Raw genomic sequence first — 17,045 nt, forward strand, 5'->3', positions numbered from 1 at the left:
TTACGATTTATTTTCCGGCGCGGATTTTACTTTGGCGTTTGGAAAATATTTGGGATTGTGGAAAAAATCTTCATAAATTTCTTGCACTTCACCGCTTAATAAAATCAAACCAATCATGTTGGGGATAACGATGAGTCCCAATGCGATATCAAGGAAAACGCCGGCGTTTTCAAATGAAATAAATAAGGCTAAAAGGATCATCAATGAAGCAATGCCTCTAAAGACAATGCCTACTTTACTGCCCCATAAATATTCGGCTTGTTTTTCGCAATAAAAAACGATAACGATGATCGTTGAGAGCACGAATAAAAATAAACAAACGGAAATAATCAATGAACCTAAATTACCGAAAGCAGTATTAAATGCGCGTTCTACGGCAACAGATGCTACTGATGAAATTTCGGCTTCTGTCATGCCAGGGTGCCAAACGCCAGCGGTTAAAATCACTAATGCTGACATGGTACAAACCACAATCGTATCAGCGATAACTTCAAAACACCCCCACAATCCTTGTCGGGCAGGGTGGTCGGTAGTGGCAGCGGCGTGACCGTATCCAGCAGAACCCATACCTGCTTCGTTGGAATAAACACCTCTAGCAACCCCTTTTGAAATCGCGTCTTTCATCACGGCACCTACCGAACCGCCCACTACGGCTTGCGGATTAAAAGCACCGACAAAAATTAAACGAAAAGCTTCAGGAACCGCATCAATATGCATCAAAATAATCAGTAAACCGAAGGTTACATAAAGTAACGCCATAAAAGGAACCATTTTTTCGGTAACGCGTCCAATCATTTTGACGCCACCGAAAACGACTAATCCCACAATCACGAAAATGGCGATAATTGATGTTGTTCTTGCAATATCGGGATTTAAATGAAATTCGTTGGCAATACTGACGACGGGGCTCACGGCGGAAAGCGTTTGCAAAGTAATAGAAGGCAAAATTTCTACCATGAAGAAAAACGCTGCCAACATACCCATCACTTTGCCGAGTTTGCCTTTAAGACCGTTTTTTAACGTATAACTACAACCGCCAACGTATTCACCAAAAGCATTTTTTTCCCGATATTTAATACTAAGCGCCACTTCCGCGAATTTTGTTCCTTGCCCGATAATCGCGGCAACCCACATCCAAAATACGGCGCCGGGCCCGGCAGCGAAGATAATCGTTGGTACTACCACAATATTTGCCGCGCCAATTGATGAGGCTAAAGCCGTTGTCATCGCTTGGAACGCGGAAACTGTTCCCTCGCCTCGATCATTTTTGCCAAACATTTTTCCGAATGTTTGTTTCAAAATAAAAGGCAAATAGCGCAATTGAAAAAAACGGGTTCGAATCGAAATAATCAATCCGCCGCCGACAACCAGCGTTAACAGCGGCGTTCCCCACAGCCAACCTGCAAAAGCAGAAAGTGCATTCATCATGTTATTACTCCTCTTTGTTGTTTTAACATATTGAACTTAATGATTATTCTACAAAAACAACGCAGCGGTAAATTTATTTTTTCGTATGATGATTGAGTATAATTTTAATACATTGAAATTCATATATTTTATATGCATAAAATAATGAACAAATTGATCGTAAAGATTCAGTTTTTAGTGATTTATAAACAAATTTTAAAGAAAATGTGGTCTAAATAAACTGCTAGACCACATATGAGAGCGAATATTTACAAATTATCAAAAAATTGCTTGATATTATCAAAAAAGCCTTTAGCTTGAGGCGTATGCGTTTTTCCGCCTTCATTGAGCGCTTGCTCAAAATTCATCAATAACTCTTTTTGCGCTTTGGATAAATTGATCGGCGTTTCAATCGTAACCGTGCAATATAAATCGCCAACGCTGTTACTGCGCACCGATTGCACGCCTTTTCCTTTCAAACGAAAGGTTTTGCCGGTTTGCGTTTCTTCGGGAATGCTTAATTTTACGCGTCCGTTTAACGTAGGCACTTCCAAATCGCCGCCCAAACAAGCCGTAGTAAAACTAATAGGCATTTTGCAATATAAATCATTACCTTGCCTTTCGAAAATGGGGTGAGCGCGGACGAAAATTTCAATGTATAAATCGCCAGCCGGTGCGCCTAATTCTCCCGCTTCGCCTTCGCCACTTAAACGAATGCGATCGCCGTTATCAACGCCGGCGGGAATATTGACCGTTAAAACGCGCGTATCTTTAACGCGTCCCGTTCCTTGGCATTTATTGCACGGATTTTCAATAATTTCACCGCGACCGTGGCACGTAGGGCAAGGTTGGGCGATAGAGAAAAATCCTTGTTGCATTCTGACTTGTCCGGCGCCGTTACAGGTGGGGCAGGTTTTTTTCTTGGATTTTGCATTCATGCCCGAGCCGTGACATTCGCCGCAACGCACTTGAGTGGCAATGCGAATTTGTTTTTCTACGCCGTGAATTGCCTCTTCCAAGGATAATTCAATTTTATAAGCTAAATCATGACCACGCGTTTGGCGCGCGCCGTTTGTTTGCCGCACATTGCCAAAAATATCGCCAAAAACGTCACCAAAAATATCAGAGAAATTACCGCCGCTAAATCCGCCACCGGCAGCGCCTTGATTGGCAGCATCGAAACCAAAACGGTCATAAGAAGCTCTTTTTTGGCTATCGGAAAGAATTTCATATGCCTTATTGATTTCTTTGAACTTTTCTTCGGCTTCTTCCTTATTATTCGGATTACGATCAGGGTGCCATTTCATCGATAATTTGCGATAGGCTTTTTTAATTTCATCTTGGTTTGCCGTGCGGCTTACACCGAGTATTGCGTATAGATCTTTATCTGCCATAGATTTAAAAAGGGGCGGCTACCGCCCCTATAAGTCTCCCGAAAAGAAGTAAATTAATCTTTTTTGTCGCTTTTAACTTCTTCAAAGTCAGCATCGACAACATCATCTTCTTTATGATCTGCGTTTTGTGTGCCTGCGCCGTCATCGGATTGTTGTTTTTCCGTCATTTTGGCATACGCTTTTTGCATGATTGAACTCGCAGCTTCCATTAACGCATTGGTTTTTTCTTTAATGGCGTCGCTATCTTCGCCTTTCATCACCTCGCGCAACGCTTTAATTGCGGCTTCTGTTTTTTCTTTTTCGTCGCTGGTTACTTCATCGCCCAATTCGCTGATGGCTTTTTCAACGCCGTTAATCATCGATTCAGCGCTATTTTTAGTTTCAATCCGTTCTTGGAATTTCCGATCTTCTTCGGCGTGCGCTTCGGCATCTTTCACCATGCGCGCAACTTCCTCATCGGATAAACCAGAGCTGGCTTTGATAATGATGGATTGTTCTTTGCCCGTTTGTTTATCTTTTGCCGAAACGTTCAAAATACCGTTGGCATCAATATCAAAAGAAACTTCGATTTGTGGCATGCCGCGCGGTGCCGGCGGAATATCCGATAAATCAAAACGTCCCAAAGATTTATTAGCGGACGCTTGTTGACGTTCACCTTGCAAAATATGAATGGTGACCGCTGATTGGTTATCTTCAGCCGTTGAAAAAATTTGAGATGCTTTGGTTGGAATCGTCGTATTTTTTTCAATTAATTTCGTCATCACGCCGCCTAAAGTTTCAATACCTAAAGACAACGGCGTAACGTCTAACAATAAAACATCTTTTACTTGACCGCCCAAAACGCCGCCTTGAATCGCCGCACCCATCGCGACCGCTTCATCAGGGTTTACGTCTTTACGCGGTTCTTTACCAAAGAAATTTTTCACCGCTTCTTGAACTTTGGGCATGCGGGTTTGTCCGCCGACCAAAATCACATCAGTGATGTCGCTATTGGATAAACCTGCGTCTTTCATCGCGATGCGGCAGGGTTCCAAAGAGCGTTCGATTAAATCAGCAACTAAAGATTCCAATTTTGCCCGCGTTAATTTCAAATTCATATGTTTAGGGCCACTGGCATCAGCGGTGATATACGGCAAATTGATATCGGTTTGTTGACTTGATGATAATTCAATTTTGGCTTTTTCTGCCGCTTCTTTTAAACGTTGCAAAGCCAAAGAATCGCTTGTTAAATCAATTCCTTGTTCTTTTTTGAATTCATTGACGAGATAATCAATAATTCTGCGGTCAAAATCTTCCCCGCCTAAAAAAGTATCGCCGTTGGTGGCTAATACTTCAAATTGTTGACCTTCTTCATCTAAATCAATGGTTTCAATAATAGAAATATCAAAAGTACCGCCGCCCAAGTCATAAACCGCGATTTTTGCATCTTTCGCGCCGCGATCAATGCCGTATGCCAACGCTGCCGCGGTTGGTTCGTTGATGATGCGTTTAACTTCCAAACCGGCGATGCGTCCGGCATCTTTAGTTGCTTGACGTTGACTGTCATTAAAATAAGCGGGAACCGTAATCACGGCTTCGGTGATGGTTTCGCCCAAATAATCTTCAACGGTTTTTTTCATTTTTTGCAAAATGCGCGCAGAAATTTCCGGCGGCGCCATTTTTTTGCCATCAATTTCAACCCAAGCATCGCCGTTATCTGATTTGACGATGTTATACGGAACCAAATTGATATCTTTTTGCACTTCTTTTTCATCAAAACGCCGACCAATCAAGCGTTTAATGGCGTAAAGCGTATTTTTAGGATTGGTAACAGCTTGACGTTTTGCCGGTTGTCCCACCAAAACTTCACCATCGCTAAAAGCAATAATGGAAGGGGTGGTACGCGTTCCTTCAGAGTTTTCAATCACTTTGGCAGAATCGCCGTCCATCACCGCAACGCAAGAGTTCGTAGTTCCTAAATCAATTCCAATAATTTTTCCCATAATATTTAATCCTCGTTTAAACGTAAAATCACTGATTATTCGCCTTAATGGGTACGGCTTTTAAAAAAAACAAGTCATCATGACCGGAAGTTCATAAATTAAAAAATATTATTTGCTGACAATCACTTGCGCGGCGCGTACCGTCCGACCGTTTAAAAGATAACCTTTTTGCGTTACTTGAATGACGGTATTAGGTTCGTGTGCTTCTGACGGCGTCATGGTGACGGCTTCGTGTAATTCCGGATTAAATTTTTCGCCGACGGGATTAATTTCTTCAATGCCGTGGCGCGCTAATGTTTCTTGGAACATCGTCAGCGTCATTTCCGATCCGGTAATAAATTGTTTAACGGCTTCATTTTCCGTATCAAGTGCGGCTTGCAAACCCAAATTCAAGGAATCAATAACGGGCAATAAATCTTTTAATAGACGTTCGCTGGCAAATTTATAAGCATTTTCCAGTTCCCGCGCTTGCCGTTTGCGCAGATTTTCATTTTCTGCTTTTTGCCAGATTAATTGGTCTTTGAGTTCTGCAACTTCCTGTTGTAATTGATTAATTTGATCATCGGGTAAAGTTAAAATAGGTTCTTCTTCGATAATCGGCGTTTCTGGAAGTTTTTCTTGTGATTCTGTTTCTTGAATATTTGTTTCAAGCGATTCTTTTGGGTCGTGCATGATCAATTCCTTATGCGTGATTTAAATAAATATGAAATAACTGCCCCTCATGTTTGAGGATAAAAATTAAAAAATCAAGGCGCGCGTCGCCGCAGCGAACTTTTGCTAAAAGCGCGCACGAATGAAAAAAGATTGAACGTCGTATTAAAAACGCCCCGTATGACCAAATCCACCGCTGCCGCGCGTTGATTGTTTTTGATCAAACGATTCCACCGGAAAAAGTTGCGCTTGAGCAATCGGCAGAAATAATAATTGTGCGATACGTTCGCCCAAAGTGACGGTATAAGGCGTTTGGCTGCGATTCCACAACGGAATTTTTAATTCTCCTTGATAATCGCTATCGATCAGTCCTACCAAATTTCCCAAAACAATGCCGTGTTTATAACCCAAACCCGAACGCGGTAAAACGATGCCGCAATAATTCGGATCGGCAATGTGAAACGCCAAACCGCTGCCGATTAAACGGCATTCATCAGCCGCCAGCACAATGGATTCTTCTGCAAAAACGGCGCGAATATCCAGCGCCGCGCTGCCGCTTGTCGCGTAAGTAGGTAACGGAATTTCACCGCCTAAACGCGGATCTAAAATTTTATAGGGAACTGCAATCATTTTTTTGGTAACACGTTAAAATATAATCTAAAATTTGTTGCGCAATTAATGCTTTAGATTGAGTGGGCAGCGTTATTTCGCCGCCGGCGCCAATCATCGTTACGCTGTTGGTATCGCTTCCAAAAACGTGTTGACGAACATCATTGGCAATAATCATATCTAAATTTTTACGTTGTTTTTTGGCGCGCGCATAATCGAGTAAATGCTCCGTTTCTGCGGCAAAACCAACGGTAAAAGGACGATTTGCGGCAGCGGCAACGCTGGCAATAATGTCCGGATTTTCAATTAAAGTCAGCGGCGCAAGACCGTGTACACTTTTCTTGATTTTTTCCGCTGCCGGCTGCGCAACACGATAATCGGCAACGGCTGCCGCGCCGATAAAAATATCCGTATCCGCTAAAACAGAATGCACCGCGTCATACATTTCCAGCGCGGTGTTTACGGTAATCAATCGGCATTGTTTGGGCGGCGCTACATTGCTGATGCCGCTGATTAACGTTACTTTTGCACCGCGGGCGAGGGCGTTTTTGGCTAATTCGTAGCCCATTTTCCCCGAACTATGATTAGAAATATAACGCACGGGATCGATGGGTTCGCGCGTGGCGCCGGCGGTAATCGTCAAACGAATGTTTTGCCAATCTTGCGCGGTTAAATGAGGTAAAGCGGCAATAATTTCTTCGGGTTCTAACATTCTGCCCAAACCGCTTTCGCCACAGGCTTGTTCGCCGTAAGCAACGGGTAATACGTGATGTTTGGGATGACGACTCAAAATGGCAATATTTTCCTGAGTTGCGGGGTGATGCCACATCATATGATTCATTGCCGGCGCGATGACGATTTCTGCATCGGTTGCAAGATAAAGCGTTGTTAATAAATCATCAGCGATGCCGTGCGCGAGTTTGGCGATGGTATTTGCCGTTGCCGGCGCAATCAACAAAATATCTGCCCAGCGAGCGAGTTCGATATGGCTCATCGCCGCTTCTGCATTGGCATCGAATAAATCGTGGCGCGGTGCAAGTCCCGTTATCGCTTGTAGAGTTTCTTCGGTAACGAATGTGCGCGCGGATTCGGTTAAAACGCACTGAACGCGGTGGTTTTGTTTATTCAGTTCTCGAGCGAGTAAAATTGATTTATAAGCAGCAATGCCGCCACAAATGCCGAGTATGATTTGGCTCATGTTTCAATATCCTTAATGTTGAATCTGTCCCCTGCTCAAAGGTAGAATTAGGCCGGTTTTTCCCAGATTAGCGCGATAACAATAATCCCTGTATGATCACGCAGGTGAAAACCGCTCAATTATAAACAGTGATTGTATTCTACGGTCTTATGCCAGAAAAACGGAAATCGATCAGCCTTTTTGGGTGGAGCCGATGCTGGTAAAAAACAAAAAATTTGAGGTTATTTAGATGATTAAAACTGCTTTGATTGTTGATGACTCCCGTTTGGCAAGACATACGCTAAGGCTCTTGCTCGAAAAACATGGTATTACAGTCAGTCAAGCGCAAGGTGTTTTGGAAGGTGAGAAGATTATTTTTAATCAGGCAATTCCCGATGTCGTTTTTATGGACGTCATGATGCCAGAATTAGATGGTTTTGAAGGGCTTGCTCGTCTGCGCAAAAATCCATTAACACACGCTCTACCCGTGATTATGTATTCCGGCGATGTTTCCGAAGAAGCCAGACGCAAAGCCAAAGAAAACGGCGCAACGGGTTATTTGCCAAAACCAGTTGAACCGGAGCGATTGAATATTTTAGTTACCGCGCTGGCAAAACATGTTCATCACAACGAAGCGCAAGCGCCCGCGCCGCAGCCCGCGCACGAAGAACCCGCTGTTGCGGTGGAAAAACCCGAAATGCCGGCAGCTCAAGAAACGGTTCATCAAGCAGAAACAGTTCACGAATCTTCTCAAGAAGCGCTGGTTGAAGAAAATATCACCAGCGATCCATCATTGGATATGCCGCGCGAACGCATTTTGCGACTCGGCGCGAGTGCTTTATCTGATGCGGAATTATTGGCAATTTTGTTGCGCACGGGCGTTATTGGTAAACCCGTTTTAGCGTTTGCACAAGAATTAATTGCTTCTCGCGGCGGTTTGGTTGGTTTATTAACGAGCCGTAAAGAACATTTATTACCCATCAAAGGCATTGGTCAAGCAAAAACTGCCGAAATTTTAGCGGTAACAGAATTATGTAAACGTTTTATCGCCGCCGATTTGCAATTACCAGAATGGCAGTTTTCATCGGCTGATGACGTGAGAAACTTTTTATTGATGCATTATAAAGGGCTGGGTTTTGAAGAAGTTGCCATTTTGTTGCTCAATCAAAAAAATCAATATTTGGCGTACGAAAGAATCGGGCAGGCTTTTGGTTCGGAAGTAAGCCAAGTGAATGTATCGTGCCGGAAATTGGTGAAATCCGTTCTTGATTCAGATGCAGCCGCGGTGGTTTTGGTGCATAATCACCCCGCGCAATCTACGGAACTATCTGAATCTGACCTGCAAACTACAAAATTTATTGAAAACTTCTTGAAACCTTTGGGCGTGCGTTTATTGGATCATTTCGTTGTGGCAGGCAATCAGGTGATTTCTCTGCGCGAAACTGGAGACTGGTAAAATTTGAGGTTTTTTAAATGCTTAAAACTGCTTTAATTGTAGACGACTCTCGTTTAGCGCGACTGACGTTAAAGAAATTACTCGAAGCACATCATATCGAAGTAAACGAAGCGGACGGGGTTATTGATGCTGAACGTTGGATTGTCAACCATCTTTTGCCAGACCTCGTTTTTATGGACGTGATGATGCCGGATTTAGATGGATTTGAAGGACTTGCTCGTCTGCGTAAAAATCCTGAAACCCGAGATCTTCCCGTAATTATGTATTCGGGGGATATTTCTGAAGAAGCGCGCAAAAAAGCGCGCGATAACGGTGCCACTGGTTATTTGCCAAAACCGGCGGACTCCAATCGTTTGGCGCATTTAATTAATGCGCTCAATGAACGTTTGGGCAGTCAAGAAACCGATGATGCGACTGTTGAATCGCTTGCCGAAGAAATTCCAGAACCGACAAAAACGACAACCGCGCATGCGGCGCGCGAAACCATTTCTTTCGATCCCGCGCACCCCGTTGCTGCAGAAATTTCATTTAATACCGCAACACCCGCAGCGCCTGTCATTTCCAACGCTGAATTAAAAGAAATCAAACGCCGAATTGAAGCTTTGGAAAATTATCGTCCAGAACCAGCGGTTGATTTAACGTTGAGACGGAGAATTGATGATTTAGAAAATCGTCAATCTTCTCAAGAACGCAATAATAATGCGCATTTAGAAGATGCTTTGGAACGTCAACGTTTGGATTTAGTTTTTGCACAACGCAAACTGGCAGATATGGAACGGCAGCTCAAAATAGCGTTGGGCGGCGGCGGTTTGGGCGTTGTGATGGCGTTAGCAGCGTTGGCAATTCATTTTATATAAAAGCAAATGTACGTATGAATTTTTTGATTTTTGGCGGCTGGGGATTAGCCGCCATTTTATTGGTCGTCATAATGTATCGTTTGCGTGTTGAACAAAATTTATTGGACTGGTTGCGCGATCGCCCGCAAGAATTGCCTCCTGATTTACCCGCGCCGTTAGATGAAATTTCGCGACTTTCTTATCGCCGTTTTGAGCGTACCAAAAAACACAAAAAGCGCCTCAATAACTATATTTCGTTATTTCGTGAACTCATTGATGCGATGCCTGACGCGGCATTTGTGATTGATAAACAAGGGCGATTGGCGGATTTTAATCATCACGCGCAATTATTATTTCATTTAAATCATCGTACTGATATTAATCGTCCCATCGATCATTTTATCCGCACGGAAAGTATTGGTTCATTTTGGCAACATATTCAACAAAATCATTTATTTATGACGCGACTCATTGTTGATGACAGTCATTGGTTAGAATTTAATATCATCTTGTTATCGCAGGGAAAAATATTGGTCATCGCGCGCGATATGACGCGGATTGTTGATTTAGATTTAAAACGTAAAGCGTTTATTGATAATGCTTCACATGAATTAAAAACGCCAATTACCGTAATTCGCGGTTTTTTGGAATTATTATCGGCGCAAAATTTGCCGGAATATATGCAAGTGCCGATGCGGGAAATGGTGAAACAAATCGAAAGAATGCACGGGTTGGTTCAAGATATGTTGAAACTGGCTTCGCTGGAAGAAGTGGAATCAGCGGTGAAAACGGAAGAAGTATTATTACTGCCGTTTATTGAAGAAATTGTAGCCAGTTTATTGCCGCAATATCCTGAAAGTACAGGAATTAAAATTGGTTATGTTGAGCACATTACGCTGCAAGTAAACGCCGAAATTTTGCAATCCATGATCAGTAATTTATTGGTAAATGCTTTGGTGTACGCGCACAGTAAAAATCCGATTGAAATCAATGCGGCGTGTACGGAAGAATGGTGTTTAATTGCAGTAAACGATGACGGCATCGGCATTGCGCCGGAACATATTTCACGCGTTACCGAACGTTTTTATCGCGTTGATAGCGGACGATTGCGCGTGACGGGAACGGGATTGGGTTTATCGATTGTAAAACACGGTGCGGAAATTCACGGCGGACGTTTGGTGATTAAATCAAAAGTGGATTTGGGATCGTTATTTACCATTGAATTGCCCATTTCGCGCGTAATAAAGCGCGAAATGGAGCCACAAAATTAATAAGTAACGCTTGTGGTTTTAGTGCGCACGGTCAATAACATTGCCGTCAATTTTTTCAATAGCCAACCGTAAGCGGGTAGGAAAAAGGTAACGCTGATAAACATTTTCCAGCCGTAATCGAGTGCGGCAATTTCAACCCAGTGCGTTGCCATAAATTCATCGCTGCATCGATAAAATGCCGTGGTAAAAAACACTAAAGAATCAATAGCATTACCTACAATGGTTGAAGCCAGCGGCGCAATCCACCATTGTTCTAACTGCCGCAGACGATTAAATACCGTAATATCCAGCAGTTGACCGACGATATAACTTAAAAAACTGGCGAGCGCGATGCGTCCAACAAATGTATTAAAAATCATCAATTGCGCAAAGCCGTTAAATTGCCCGTCAGAAAATAAAACGCCGATGAAATAAGAAATTATTAATGCTGGAAACATTGCCCAAAAAATAATGCGGCGCGCGGGAAGAGCGCCAAATATGCGCACGGTGAGATCCGTGGTTAAAAAAATGAACGGAAACGTAAAAGCGCCCCAAGTGGTATGAAAATCAAATACCGAAAAGGGAATTTGCACTAAATAATTGCTGGAAGCAATAACGACGATATGCCAAAAAACCAGCCAGCGTAAAGCGTTTTGATGCTGTTCGGCGGTTAATAAAAGATGAGTTGTCATAAAAATCCTTTAATTTTAAGAAGCGATGCGGTGATTTTGTAAACGTTGTTGCGCCATTTCGGCATAAATTGTGTTCGGGCGACCATAATTGGCGTACGGGTGAATAGCGATGCCGCCGCGCGGCGTAAAACACCCCAAAACTTCAATATATTTCGGCGCCATTAAGGTAATGAGATCTTTCATGATGATATTGACGCAATCTTCGTGAAAATCGCCGTGGTTGCGAAAACTGAATAAATAAAATTTGAGGGATTTACTTTCAACCAGCAATTGATCCGGCAAATAAGCAAGATGAATCGTGGCAAAATCCGGTTGCCCCGTGATCGGGCAAAGGCTGGTAAATTCCGGACAAATAAAATGTACGAAATAATCGTTTTCGAGATGTTTATTAGCGAACGCTTCTAAAATTGAAGGATCGTAATGCGTGGGATAATCTGATTTTTGTTTGCCCAATAAGGTGATTTGAGCGCATTCTTGCGGGGTTCTCATCGTTTATCCCCTTTAAAAAAGCACAATAAATTATCGCCACGAAACGTGAATAAAAATAATGTCAACATGATTTTTCCTAGTTTTTTAGTGTGGGAAGTTTTCGAACCACAAGCGGTGCTTAAAAGCACCGCAAGAAAGTGACTTTTAACAGCGGAGTAGTTCGTTAATACTGGTTTTACTGCGTGTTTTTTCGTCAACTTGTTTAATGATAACAGCACAATACAAACTGTGGCTGCCATCTTCTGCCGGCAGGCTGCCTGAAACAACAACGGAACCTGTTGGAACGCGACCGTAAGTGATTTCTCCGGTCATACGATTATAGATTTTGGTTGATTGTCCAATATAAACGCCCATCGAAACCACGGCGCCTTTTTCAACGATGACGCCTTCAACAATTTCAGAACGGGCGCCGATAAAACAGCTATCTTCAATAATGGTGGGCGATGCTTGCAGCGGTTCTAAAACGCCGCCGATGCCGACGCCGCCTGATAAATGCACGTTTTTTCCGATTTGCGCGCAAGATCCTACCGTTGCCCAAGTATCAACCATCGTTCCTTCGTCAACAAAAGCGCCGATATTAATATAAGACGGCATGAGCACCACGCCTTTTCCTAAAAAAGTTCCGCGGCGGGCTACAGCCGGCGGCACCACGCGCACGCCGTCAGCGTTAAAACGCACTTCATCATAATCTGCATAACGACTGGCAACTTTATCAAAATAATGGGTATAGCCGTGCGGAATGACGTGATTATCATATAAACGAAACGATAAAATCACGGCTTTTTTTATCCATTCGTTCACTTTCCAACCTTCGGGCGTCGGCTCGGCAACGCGTATCATTCCTTCTTCTAATAAAGCCAGCGTTTCATTGACAGCGGTCACTAAGGCGCTATCAGCCGTTTTGGGTGAAATCTCACTACGCTTTTCAAACGCTGTTTCAATAGTGTTTTGTAAATCCATATGTTTTCCAGTGTAATGATCAATAAAAAATGATTATATACCATGACGGTTGTCGTACAGAAAAGTGATTATGGTATAGTAGTTAAAAATTATTCATCATTGAAAAAGGGATATTATTTTATGTCATATTTTACTCGGGAAAAACACGAATTAACGGCAGCAACACCGTGGGAGAAGACGGTTGCAAAAATGTTGTCGCCTTTTAACCGTTTCATGAACAGCGCAAACGGCAGTGGCATTTTGCTCGTTTTTTTAACCATTGTTGCATTGGTATTTGCCAATACGTCTTGCCGTGAATGGTATGAACGCGTTTTAAATCAACAATTACTCGTTCAAATGGGCTCTTTTAAAATTGATATGACGATCCATTATTGGATTAACGATGCTTTGATGACTCTTTTCTTTTTAATGGTCGGTTTGGAAATTAAATATGAAATGAAAGTCGGACGGCTCGCTTCTTTAAAACGGGCGGTTTTACCGATTTTTGCGGCGCTCGGCGGCATGATAGTTCCGGCATTAATTTATTTTAGTTTCAACTCGCAAGGTGAAACCGTTAGCGGTTGGGGAATTCCCATGGCAACGGATATCGCTTTTGCCATTGCCATCTTATTATTGTTAAAAGGAAAAGTGTCTCCATCTTTAACCGCGGTGCTGGTTGCGTTAGCGATTGTTGACGATTTGGGCGCCGTGATTGTTATCGCCATTTTTTATACGGATAATTTGGCGTGGTCACCGCTGATTGCGGCGTTTTTATGCTTTGCGGTATTACTACTTTTAAACCGCGGCGGTATTAGAGCTTTATGGGCATATATTGCCATCGGCAGTTTGATGTGGGTGTTTATGTTATTTTCCGGCGTTCACGCAACGGTTGCTGGCGTATTAACCGCACTGGCAACACCGATGAATGCAGTTTATTCGCCAACAGAATTTAGCACTCAAGCGCGGCAATTATTAGATGAATTTGATGCGCACCCCGACAGCAAAACTCAAGTGGCACATTCGCGTGAACTCAACGATCTTTTGCAACAGCTCTCAACCGGCATTCAAAAAACCCAAACACCGTTGCAACGTTTGGAACACATATTAAATACGCCGGTTTATTTCTTAATTGTTCCGCTGTTCGTTTTATTTAATGCTGGCGTACACGTTGAATTAAATAATTTGAATGCTCTATTACATAGTCCCGTTTTAAAAGGCGTTTTCTTTGGATTAGTCTTTGGAAAACTCATTGGCGTTGTCTCTGCGATTATGATTTGTGTCAAACTGAAAATTGCAGCGTTGCCAGCTGATGCTACCTTTAAACAAGTTTTGGGGATTGGTATGTTGGCGGGAATTGGGTTTACGATGTCGATCTTCGTATCTGAACTTGCTTTTTCCGGACAAGCTCAACATTTAGCTGAAGCTAAAATTACAATTTTAGCGGCGTCATTAACCGCGGCGACTTTAGGTTATTGTTGGTTACGTTTTATTACCGGTGCGGCAAAAGCTGAAACCGGAACATCAGTATCTCAATAATGGTTATGATTTCTCGAAAATATTTTGGTACAGACGGCGTTCGTGGTGAAGTCGGAAAAGAACCGATGACACCACAATGGGTCATGCATCTTGCTTGGGCGGTCGGTAGCGTTTTATGCGATAACGGTTTTGCCGGCGAAAAGGTGCTGGTAGGGAAAGATACGCGTTTATCGGGTTATTTGTTTGAAAACGCGATCATCGCTGGATTGTCAGCCGCGGGCATGGAAGTGCACATGTTAGGCGTGATGCCCACGCCGGGCATTGCTTATTTTACGCGCACTTTTAACGCGGCGGCAGGCGTGGTGGTGAGCGCGTCGCATAACGTTTTTAGCGATAATGGCGTAAAAGTTTTTGCGCGGGGCGGTTATAAACTGCCCGACAGCGCCGAGCAACAAATCGAAGCCTATTTGGATAAACCGATGACGCTGGTTGCGCCGGCGAAAATGGGAAAAGTTTATCGCGTTGCCGAAGCGAGAGGGCGTTATATTGAATTTTGTAAAAATTCGATTCCGCTTAATTTGCCTTTTCACCGTTTAAAATTGGTTTTAGATTGTGCCCACGGCGCAACTTATGCCGTGGCGCCCGATGTTTTTCGGGAACTCGGCGCGCAAGTGATCGTGACCAATGCCGCGCCTAATGGTTGCAACATTAATGATGGTTGCGGTTCTACGCACCCAGAAGCGTTGCAACAACGCGTTTGTCAAGAACAAGCCGATATCGGTATTGCTTTTGATGGCGATGGCGACCGCGTCATTATGGTGGATCAGCGCGGGCGTATTATCGATGGCGATGCGATTTTGTACATTATCGCTAAATATCGTGCATTTAAGGGTGAACAACTCAACACCATTGTTGGCACGCTGATGACGAATTTGGGATTAGAGCAATCGTTGCGCAAAATGGGAATTACTTTGCACCGCGCGCAAGTTGGCGACCGCTACGTTTTGGAACAATTGCAGTTATTGCAAGCGCGCGTAGGCGGCGAAAATTCGGGGCACATTATCTGTCTTGATCGTAATTCCACCGGTGACGGCATTATTGCTGCGTTGCAAGTTTTGGCAGCCATTTTAGAAATGGAAACTACGCTCGAGGATTTAATTGCTGATTTGGCGTTGACGACGCAAGTTTTAAAAAGTGTGACCGTTGTTGAACGTGATGCGGTGATCAATAGTGCAGCGGTGCAAACCGCGATTCAAAATGCCGAAGAAAAATTGCGTAACCGCGGGCGGTTGTTATTGCGTCCATCGGGTACGGAACCTAAAATTCGGGTGATGGCAGAAGGCGATGATGAAACATTGCTTAATGATGTGGTCAATGAATTGATCGCTACAATTAAAGAACAGGAGAAAACTCATGCGTAAACCCATTGCTGCGGCAAATTGGAAGATGAATGGCGATTTTTCTTTATTAGATGATTTTGCTCAAGCCAATATAACGTCAGATAAATGTGAAACGATTTTTGCGTTACCGTCAGTTTTGCTCGATCGGGCACAAAAGTTGGGTTTGAACGCTTTGGCGGGTCAAGATGTTTCCGCGCAAGTAAAAGGTGCGTTTACGGGCGAAATTTCTGCATCAATGCTTAAAATGTTGGGGTGTCAGTATTGCATTATTGGTCATTCAGAACGGCGGCAGTACCATCATGAAGATGAAGCATTGTTGATTGAAAAATGGCGCCGATTAAAAGAAGCCGAGATCACTCCGATTTATTGCATCGGCGAATTGCAGGCGGAATATGATGCGCACGCAACTCAGCAAGCGTTGGAGCGTCAATTGCGCCCGATTTTGGAAGAAAATCTTGTTGATCACAAAACGATTATCGCTTATGAACCCGTTTGGGCAATTGGCACTGGCAAAGCTGCAACTCCAGATTACGCGCAACATGTTCATCAAATGATTCGGCAAATCGTTGCGCAAAATTATGCTAGTATAGCGCCCGCAATGCGGCTGCTTTATGGCGGTAGTGTTAAGCCCGACAACGCAGGTTTGCTCATCTGTCAAGCCGATATTGATGGTTTTTTAATCGGTGGCGCTTCCTTAGATGTTGGTTTGTTTACAAAGATTATTGAGACGATGAAATGACAACTCTAATTGTACAAATTATTTTTATTACTACAGCAATTGCTTTAAGCATACTCATTCTTTTGCAACAATCAAAAGGCGCTGGTCTTGGCGCTTCATTTGGCGCGGGTGCTTCGGCAACGGTTTTTGGCGCTAAAGGTGCTGGTTCGTTTTTATATAAATTAACGCGCTTTTTAGCATTTGTTTTTTTTATCAGCGCGCTGATGATGAGTTATATGCAAAATAGATCAGTAACTGGTACAAGTATTTTGCAACAAACTCAATTAGAAATAAAAAAAGACGCGGCAGAGATTGACGTACCGGTTTCAGGTAAGGATAATGCGTCTCCCGCTTCTGATACTGGTATCCCAACCAGTGACTCAACAAAAAAGTAAGTTGAGTTTTTGCAGATGACGCCGATGTGGTGGAATTGGTAGACACGCTATCTTGAGGGGGTAGTGAGCCTAGCTCGTGCGAGTTCGACTCTCGCCATCGGCACCATAACCATAGTTATCAAGCTAACAATGATTTGTTAGCTTTAATCTCACAGGAAACTAGGTGTTAAGCGC

At 43.3% G+C, this 17,045-nt stretch carries 16 protein-coding genes, 1 tRNA gene and 1 riboswitch; of the genes, 8 read left to right on the forward strand and 9 right to left on the reverse strand.

Features of this window, described 5'->3' with window-relative positions; genetic code table 11:
* The 6 genes from AKG33_RS06590 to coaBC form a co-directional block, all read right to left on the reverse strand.
* Nucleotides 1-1,428, reverse strand: coding sequence for an alanine/glycine:cation symporter family protein (locus tag AKG33_RS06590; protein ID WP_012031151.1), 1,428 nt, complete (start codon nt 1,426-1,428; stop codon nt 1-3).
* 248 nt (nt 1,429-1,676) lie between these two features.
* Entirely contained in the window at nt 1,677-2,801 is a 1,125-nt protein-coding gene (dnaJ, locus tag AKG33_RS06595) for a molecular chaperone DnaJ (RefSeq protein ID WP_050708047.1), read from the reverse strand.
* Between the two features lie 53 nt (nt 2,802-2,854).
* Nucleotides 2,855-4,783, reverse strand: coding sequence for a molecular chaperone DnaK (gene dnaK / locus AKG33_RS06600; protein ID WP_012031149.1), 1,929 nt, complete (start codon nt 4,781-4,783; stop codon nt 2,855-2,857).
* Nucleotides 4,784-4,891: 108 nt separating this feature from the next.
* Complete coding sequence (gene grpE, locus AKG33_RS06605) at nt 4,892-5,455, reverse strand: nucleotide exchange factor GrpE (RefSeq protein WP_012031148.1); 564 nt, start codon at nt 5,453-5,455, stop codon at nt 4,892-4,894.
* 144 nt (nt 5,456-5,599) lie between these two features.
* Nucleotides 5,600-6,064 carry a dUTP diphosphatase gene (gene dut, locus AKG33_RS06610; RefSeq protein ID WP_012031147.1) on the reverse strand — a complete coding sequence of 155 codons (465 nt, stop codon included), beginning with the start codon at nt 6,062-6,064 and terminating at the stop codon, nt 5,600-5,602.
* Nucleotides 6,045-7,241 carry a bifunctional phosphopantothenoylcysteine decarboxylase/phosphopantothenate--cysteine ligase CoaBC gene (gene coaBC, locus AKG33_RS06615; RefSeq protein ID WP_012031146.1) on the reverse strand — a complete coding sequence of 399 codons (1,197 nt, stop codon included), beginning with the start codon at nt 7,239-7,241 and terminating at the stop codon, nt 6,045-6,047. Before coaBC ends, dut begins: the two co-directional genes overlap by 20 nt.
* Nucleotides 7,242-7,470: 229 nt before the next feature.
* On the opposite strand from coaBC, the gene radC reads away from it, so the two are divergent.
* Genes radC through AKG33_RS06630 form a run of 3 tightly spaced genes read left to right on the forward strand, consistent with a single transcriptional unit; the run spans nt 7,471 to nt 10,783 of the window.
* Entirely contained in the window at nt 7,471-8,676 is a 1,206-nt protein-coding gene (gene radC, locus AKG33_RS07535; RefSeq protein WP_012031145.1) for a RadC family protein, read from the forward strand.
* Nucleotides 8,677-8,693: 17 nt separating this feature from the next.
* A complete protein-coding gene (locus AKG33_RS06625; RefSeq protein WP_012031144.1) occupies nt 8,694-9,533 on the forward strand; it encodes a response regulator in 840 nt (279 codons plus the stop codon).
* 14 nt (nt 9,534-9,547) lie between these two features.
* The gene (locus AKG33_RS06630) at nt 9,548-10,783 is read left to right on the forward strand and encodes an ATP-binding protein (protein WP_012031143.1); all 1,236 of its coding nucleotides are present in this window, start codon (nt 9,548-9,550) and stop codon (nt 10,781-10,783) included.
* On the opposite strand, the gene AKG33_RS06635 is transcribed toward AKG33_RS06630, so the two are convergent.
* The 3 genes from AKG33_RS06635 to dapD all read right to left on the reverse strand — a co-directional run bounded on the left by AKG33_RS06635 (nt 10,780) and on the right by dapD (nt 12,903).
* Nucleotides 10,780-11,454, reverse strand: a complete 675-nt coding sequence (locus AKG33_RS06635; RefSeq protein WP_012031142.1) for a 7-cyano-7-deazaguanine/7-aminomethyl-7-deazaguanine transporter — start codon at nt 11,452-11,454, stop codon at nt 10,780-10,782. The two genes, AKG33_RS06630 and AKG33_RS06635, sit on opposite strands and share 4 nt — an antisense overlap.
* A gap of 15 nt (nt 11,455-11,469) precedes the next feature.
* Complete coding sequence (gene queF, locus AKG33_RS06640) at nt 11,470-11,943, reverse strand: preQ(1) synthase (RefSeq protein ID WP_012031141.1); 474 nt, start codon at nt 11,941-11,943, stop codon at nt 11,470-11,472.
* Nucleotides 11,944-12,013: 70 nt separating this feature from the next.
* Nucleotides 12,014-12,058, reverse strand: a riboswitch (PreQ1 riboswitch).
* 29 nt (nt 12,059-12,087) lie between these two features.
* Nucleotides 12,088-12,903: a 2,3,4,5-tetrahydropyridine-2,6-dicarboxylate N-succinyltransferase gene (gene dapD, locus AKG33_RS06645; protein ID WP_012031140.1), complete on the reverse strand. Its 816-nt coding sequence runs from the start codon at nt 12,901-12,903 to the stop codon at nt 12,088-12,090.
* A gap of 120 nt (nt 12,904-13,023) precedes the next feature.
* Between dapD and nhaA the strand changes: the two genes are divergently transcribed.
* The 5 genes from nhaA (at nt 13,024) to AKG33_RS06670 (ending at nt 16,977) form a co-directional block, all read left to right on the forward strand.
* Nucleotides 13,024-14,418 carry a Na+/H+ antiporter NhaA gene (nhaA, locus tag AKG33_RS06650; protein WP_012031139.1) on the forward strand — a complete coding sequence of 465 codons (1,395 nt, stop codon included), beginning with the start codon at nt 13,024-13,026 and terminating at the stop codon, nt 14,416-14,418.
* Between the two features lie 8 nt (nt 14,419-14,426).
* Nucleotides 14,427-15,779, forward strand: a complete 1,353-nt coding sequence (glmM, locus tag AKG33_RS06655; RefSeq protein ID WP_041729907.1) for a phosphoglucosamine mutase — start codon at nt 14,427-14,429, stop codon at nt 15,777-15,779.
* The gene (tpiA, locus tag AKG33_RS06660; protein ID WP_012031137.1) at nt 15,772-16,497 is read left to right on the forward strand and encodes a triose-phosphate isomerase; all 726 of its coding nucleotides are present in this window, start codon (nt 15,772-15,774) and stop codon (nt 16,495-16,497) included. Before glmM ends, tpiA begins: the two co-directional genes overlap by 8 nt.
* On the forward strand, nt 16,494-16,871 hold the full coding sequence (gene secG / locus AKG33_RS06665; protein WP_012031136.1) for a preprotein translocase subunit SecG: 378 nt from the start codon (nt 16,494-16,496) through the stop codon (nt 16,869-16,871). The genes tpiA and secG overlap by 4 nt, the downstream gene beginning before the upstream one ends.
* A gap of 20 nt (nt 16,872-16,891) precedes the next feature.
* A tRNA-Leu gene (locus AKG33_RS06670) sits at nt 16,892-16,977 on the forward strand.
* Nucleotides 16,978-17,045 lie beyond the last annotated feature (68 nt).

The sequence above is a fragment of the Dichelobacter nodosus genome (assembly GCF_001263335.1).
GTDB classification, from domain to species: domain Bacteria; phylum Pseudomonadota; class Gammaproteobacteria; order Cardiobacteriales; family Cardiobacteriaceae; genus Dichelobacter; species Dichelobacter nodosus.

What these genes read in the sequence shown, in the direction of transcription:
- grpE (WP_012031148.1), bottom strand. Translation starts at nt 5,455, where the DNA reads ATGCACGACCCAAAAGAATCGCTTGAAACAAATATTCAAGAAACAGAA.
- secG (WP_012031136.1), top strand. Translation starts at nt 16,494, where the DNA reads ATGACAACTCTAATTGTACAAATTATTTTTATTACTACAGCAATTGCT.
- queF (WP_012031141.1), bottom strand. Translation starts at nt 11,943, where the DNA reads ATGAGAACCCCGCAAGAATGCGCTCAAATCACCTTATTGGGCAAACAA.
- dut (WP_012031147.1), bottom strand. Translation starts at nt 6,064, where the DNA reads ATGATTGCAGTTCCCTATAAAATTTTAGATCCGCGTTTAGGCGGTGAA.
- AKG33_RS06630 (WP_012031143.1), top strand. Translation starts at nt 9,548, where the DNA reads ATGAATTTTTTGATTTTTGGCGGCTGGGGATTAGCCGCCATTTTATTG.
- radC (WP_012031145.1), top strand. Translation starts at nt 7,471, where the DNA reads ATGATTAAAACTGCTTTGATTGTTGATGACTCCCGTTTGGCAAGACAT.
- tpiA (WP_012031137.1), top strand. Translation starts at nt 15,772, where the DNA reads ATGCGTAAACCCATTGCTGCGGCAAATTGGAAGATGAATGGCGATTTT.
- nhaA (WP_012031139.1), top strand. Translation starts at nt 13,024, where the DNA reads ATGTCATATTTTACTCGGGAAAAACACGAATTAACGGCAGCAACACCG.
- dnaJ (WP_050708047.1), bottom strand. Translation starts at nt 2,801, where the DNA reads ATGGCAGATAAAGATCTATACGCAATACTCGGTGTAAGCCGCACGGCA.
- AKG33_RS06590 (WP_012031151.1), bottom strand. Translation starts at nt 1,428, where the DNA reads ATGATGAATGCACTTTCTGCTTTTGCAGGTTGGCTGTGGGGAACGCCG.
- dnaK (WP_012031149.1), bottom strand. Translation starts at nt 4,783, where the DNA reads ATGGGAAAAATTATTGGAATTGATTTAGGAACTACGAACTCTTGCGTT.
- coaBC (WP_012031146.1), bottom strand. Translation starts at nt 7,241, where the DNA reads ATGAGCCAAATCATACTCGGCATTTGTGGCGGCATTGCTGCTTATAAA.
- AKG33_RS06635 (WP_012031142.1), bottom strand. Translation starts at nt 11,454, where the DNA reads ATGACAACTCATCTTTTATTAACCGCCGAACAGCATCAAAACGCTTTA.
- dapD (WP_012031140.1), bottom strand. Translation starts at nt 12,903, where the DNA reads ATGGATTTACAAAACACTATTGAAACAGCGTTTGAAAAGCGTAGTGAG.
- AKG33_RS06625 (WP_012031144.1), top strand. Translation starts at nt 8,694, where the DNA reads ATGCTTAAAACTGCTTTAATTGTAGACGACTCTCGTTTAGCGCGACTG.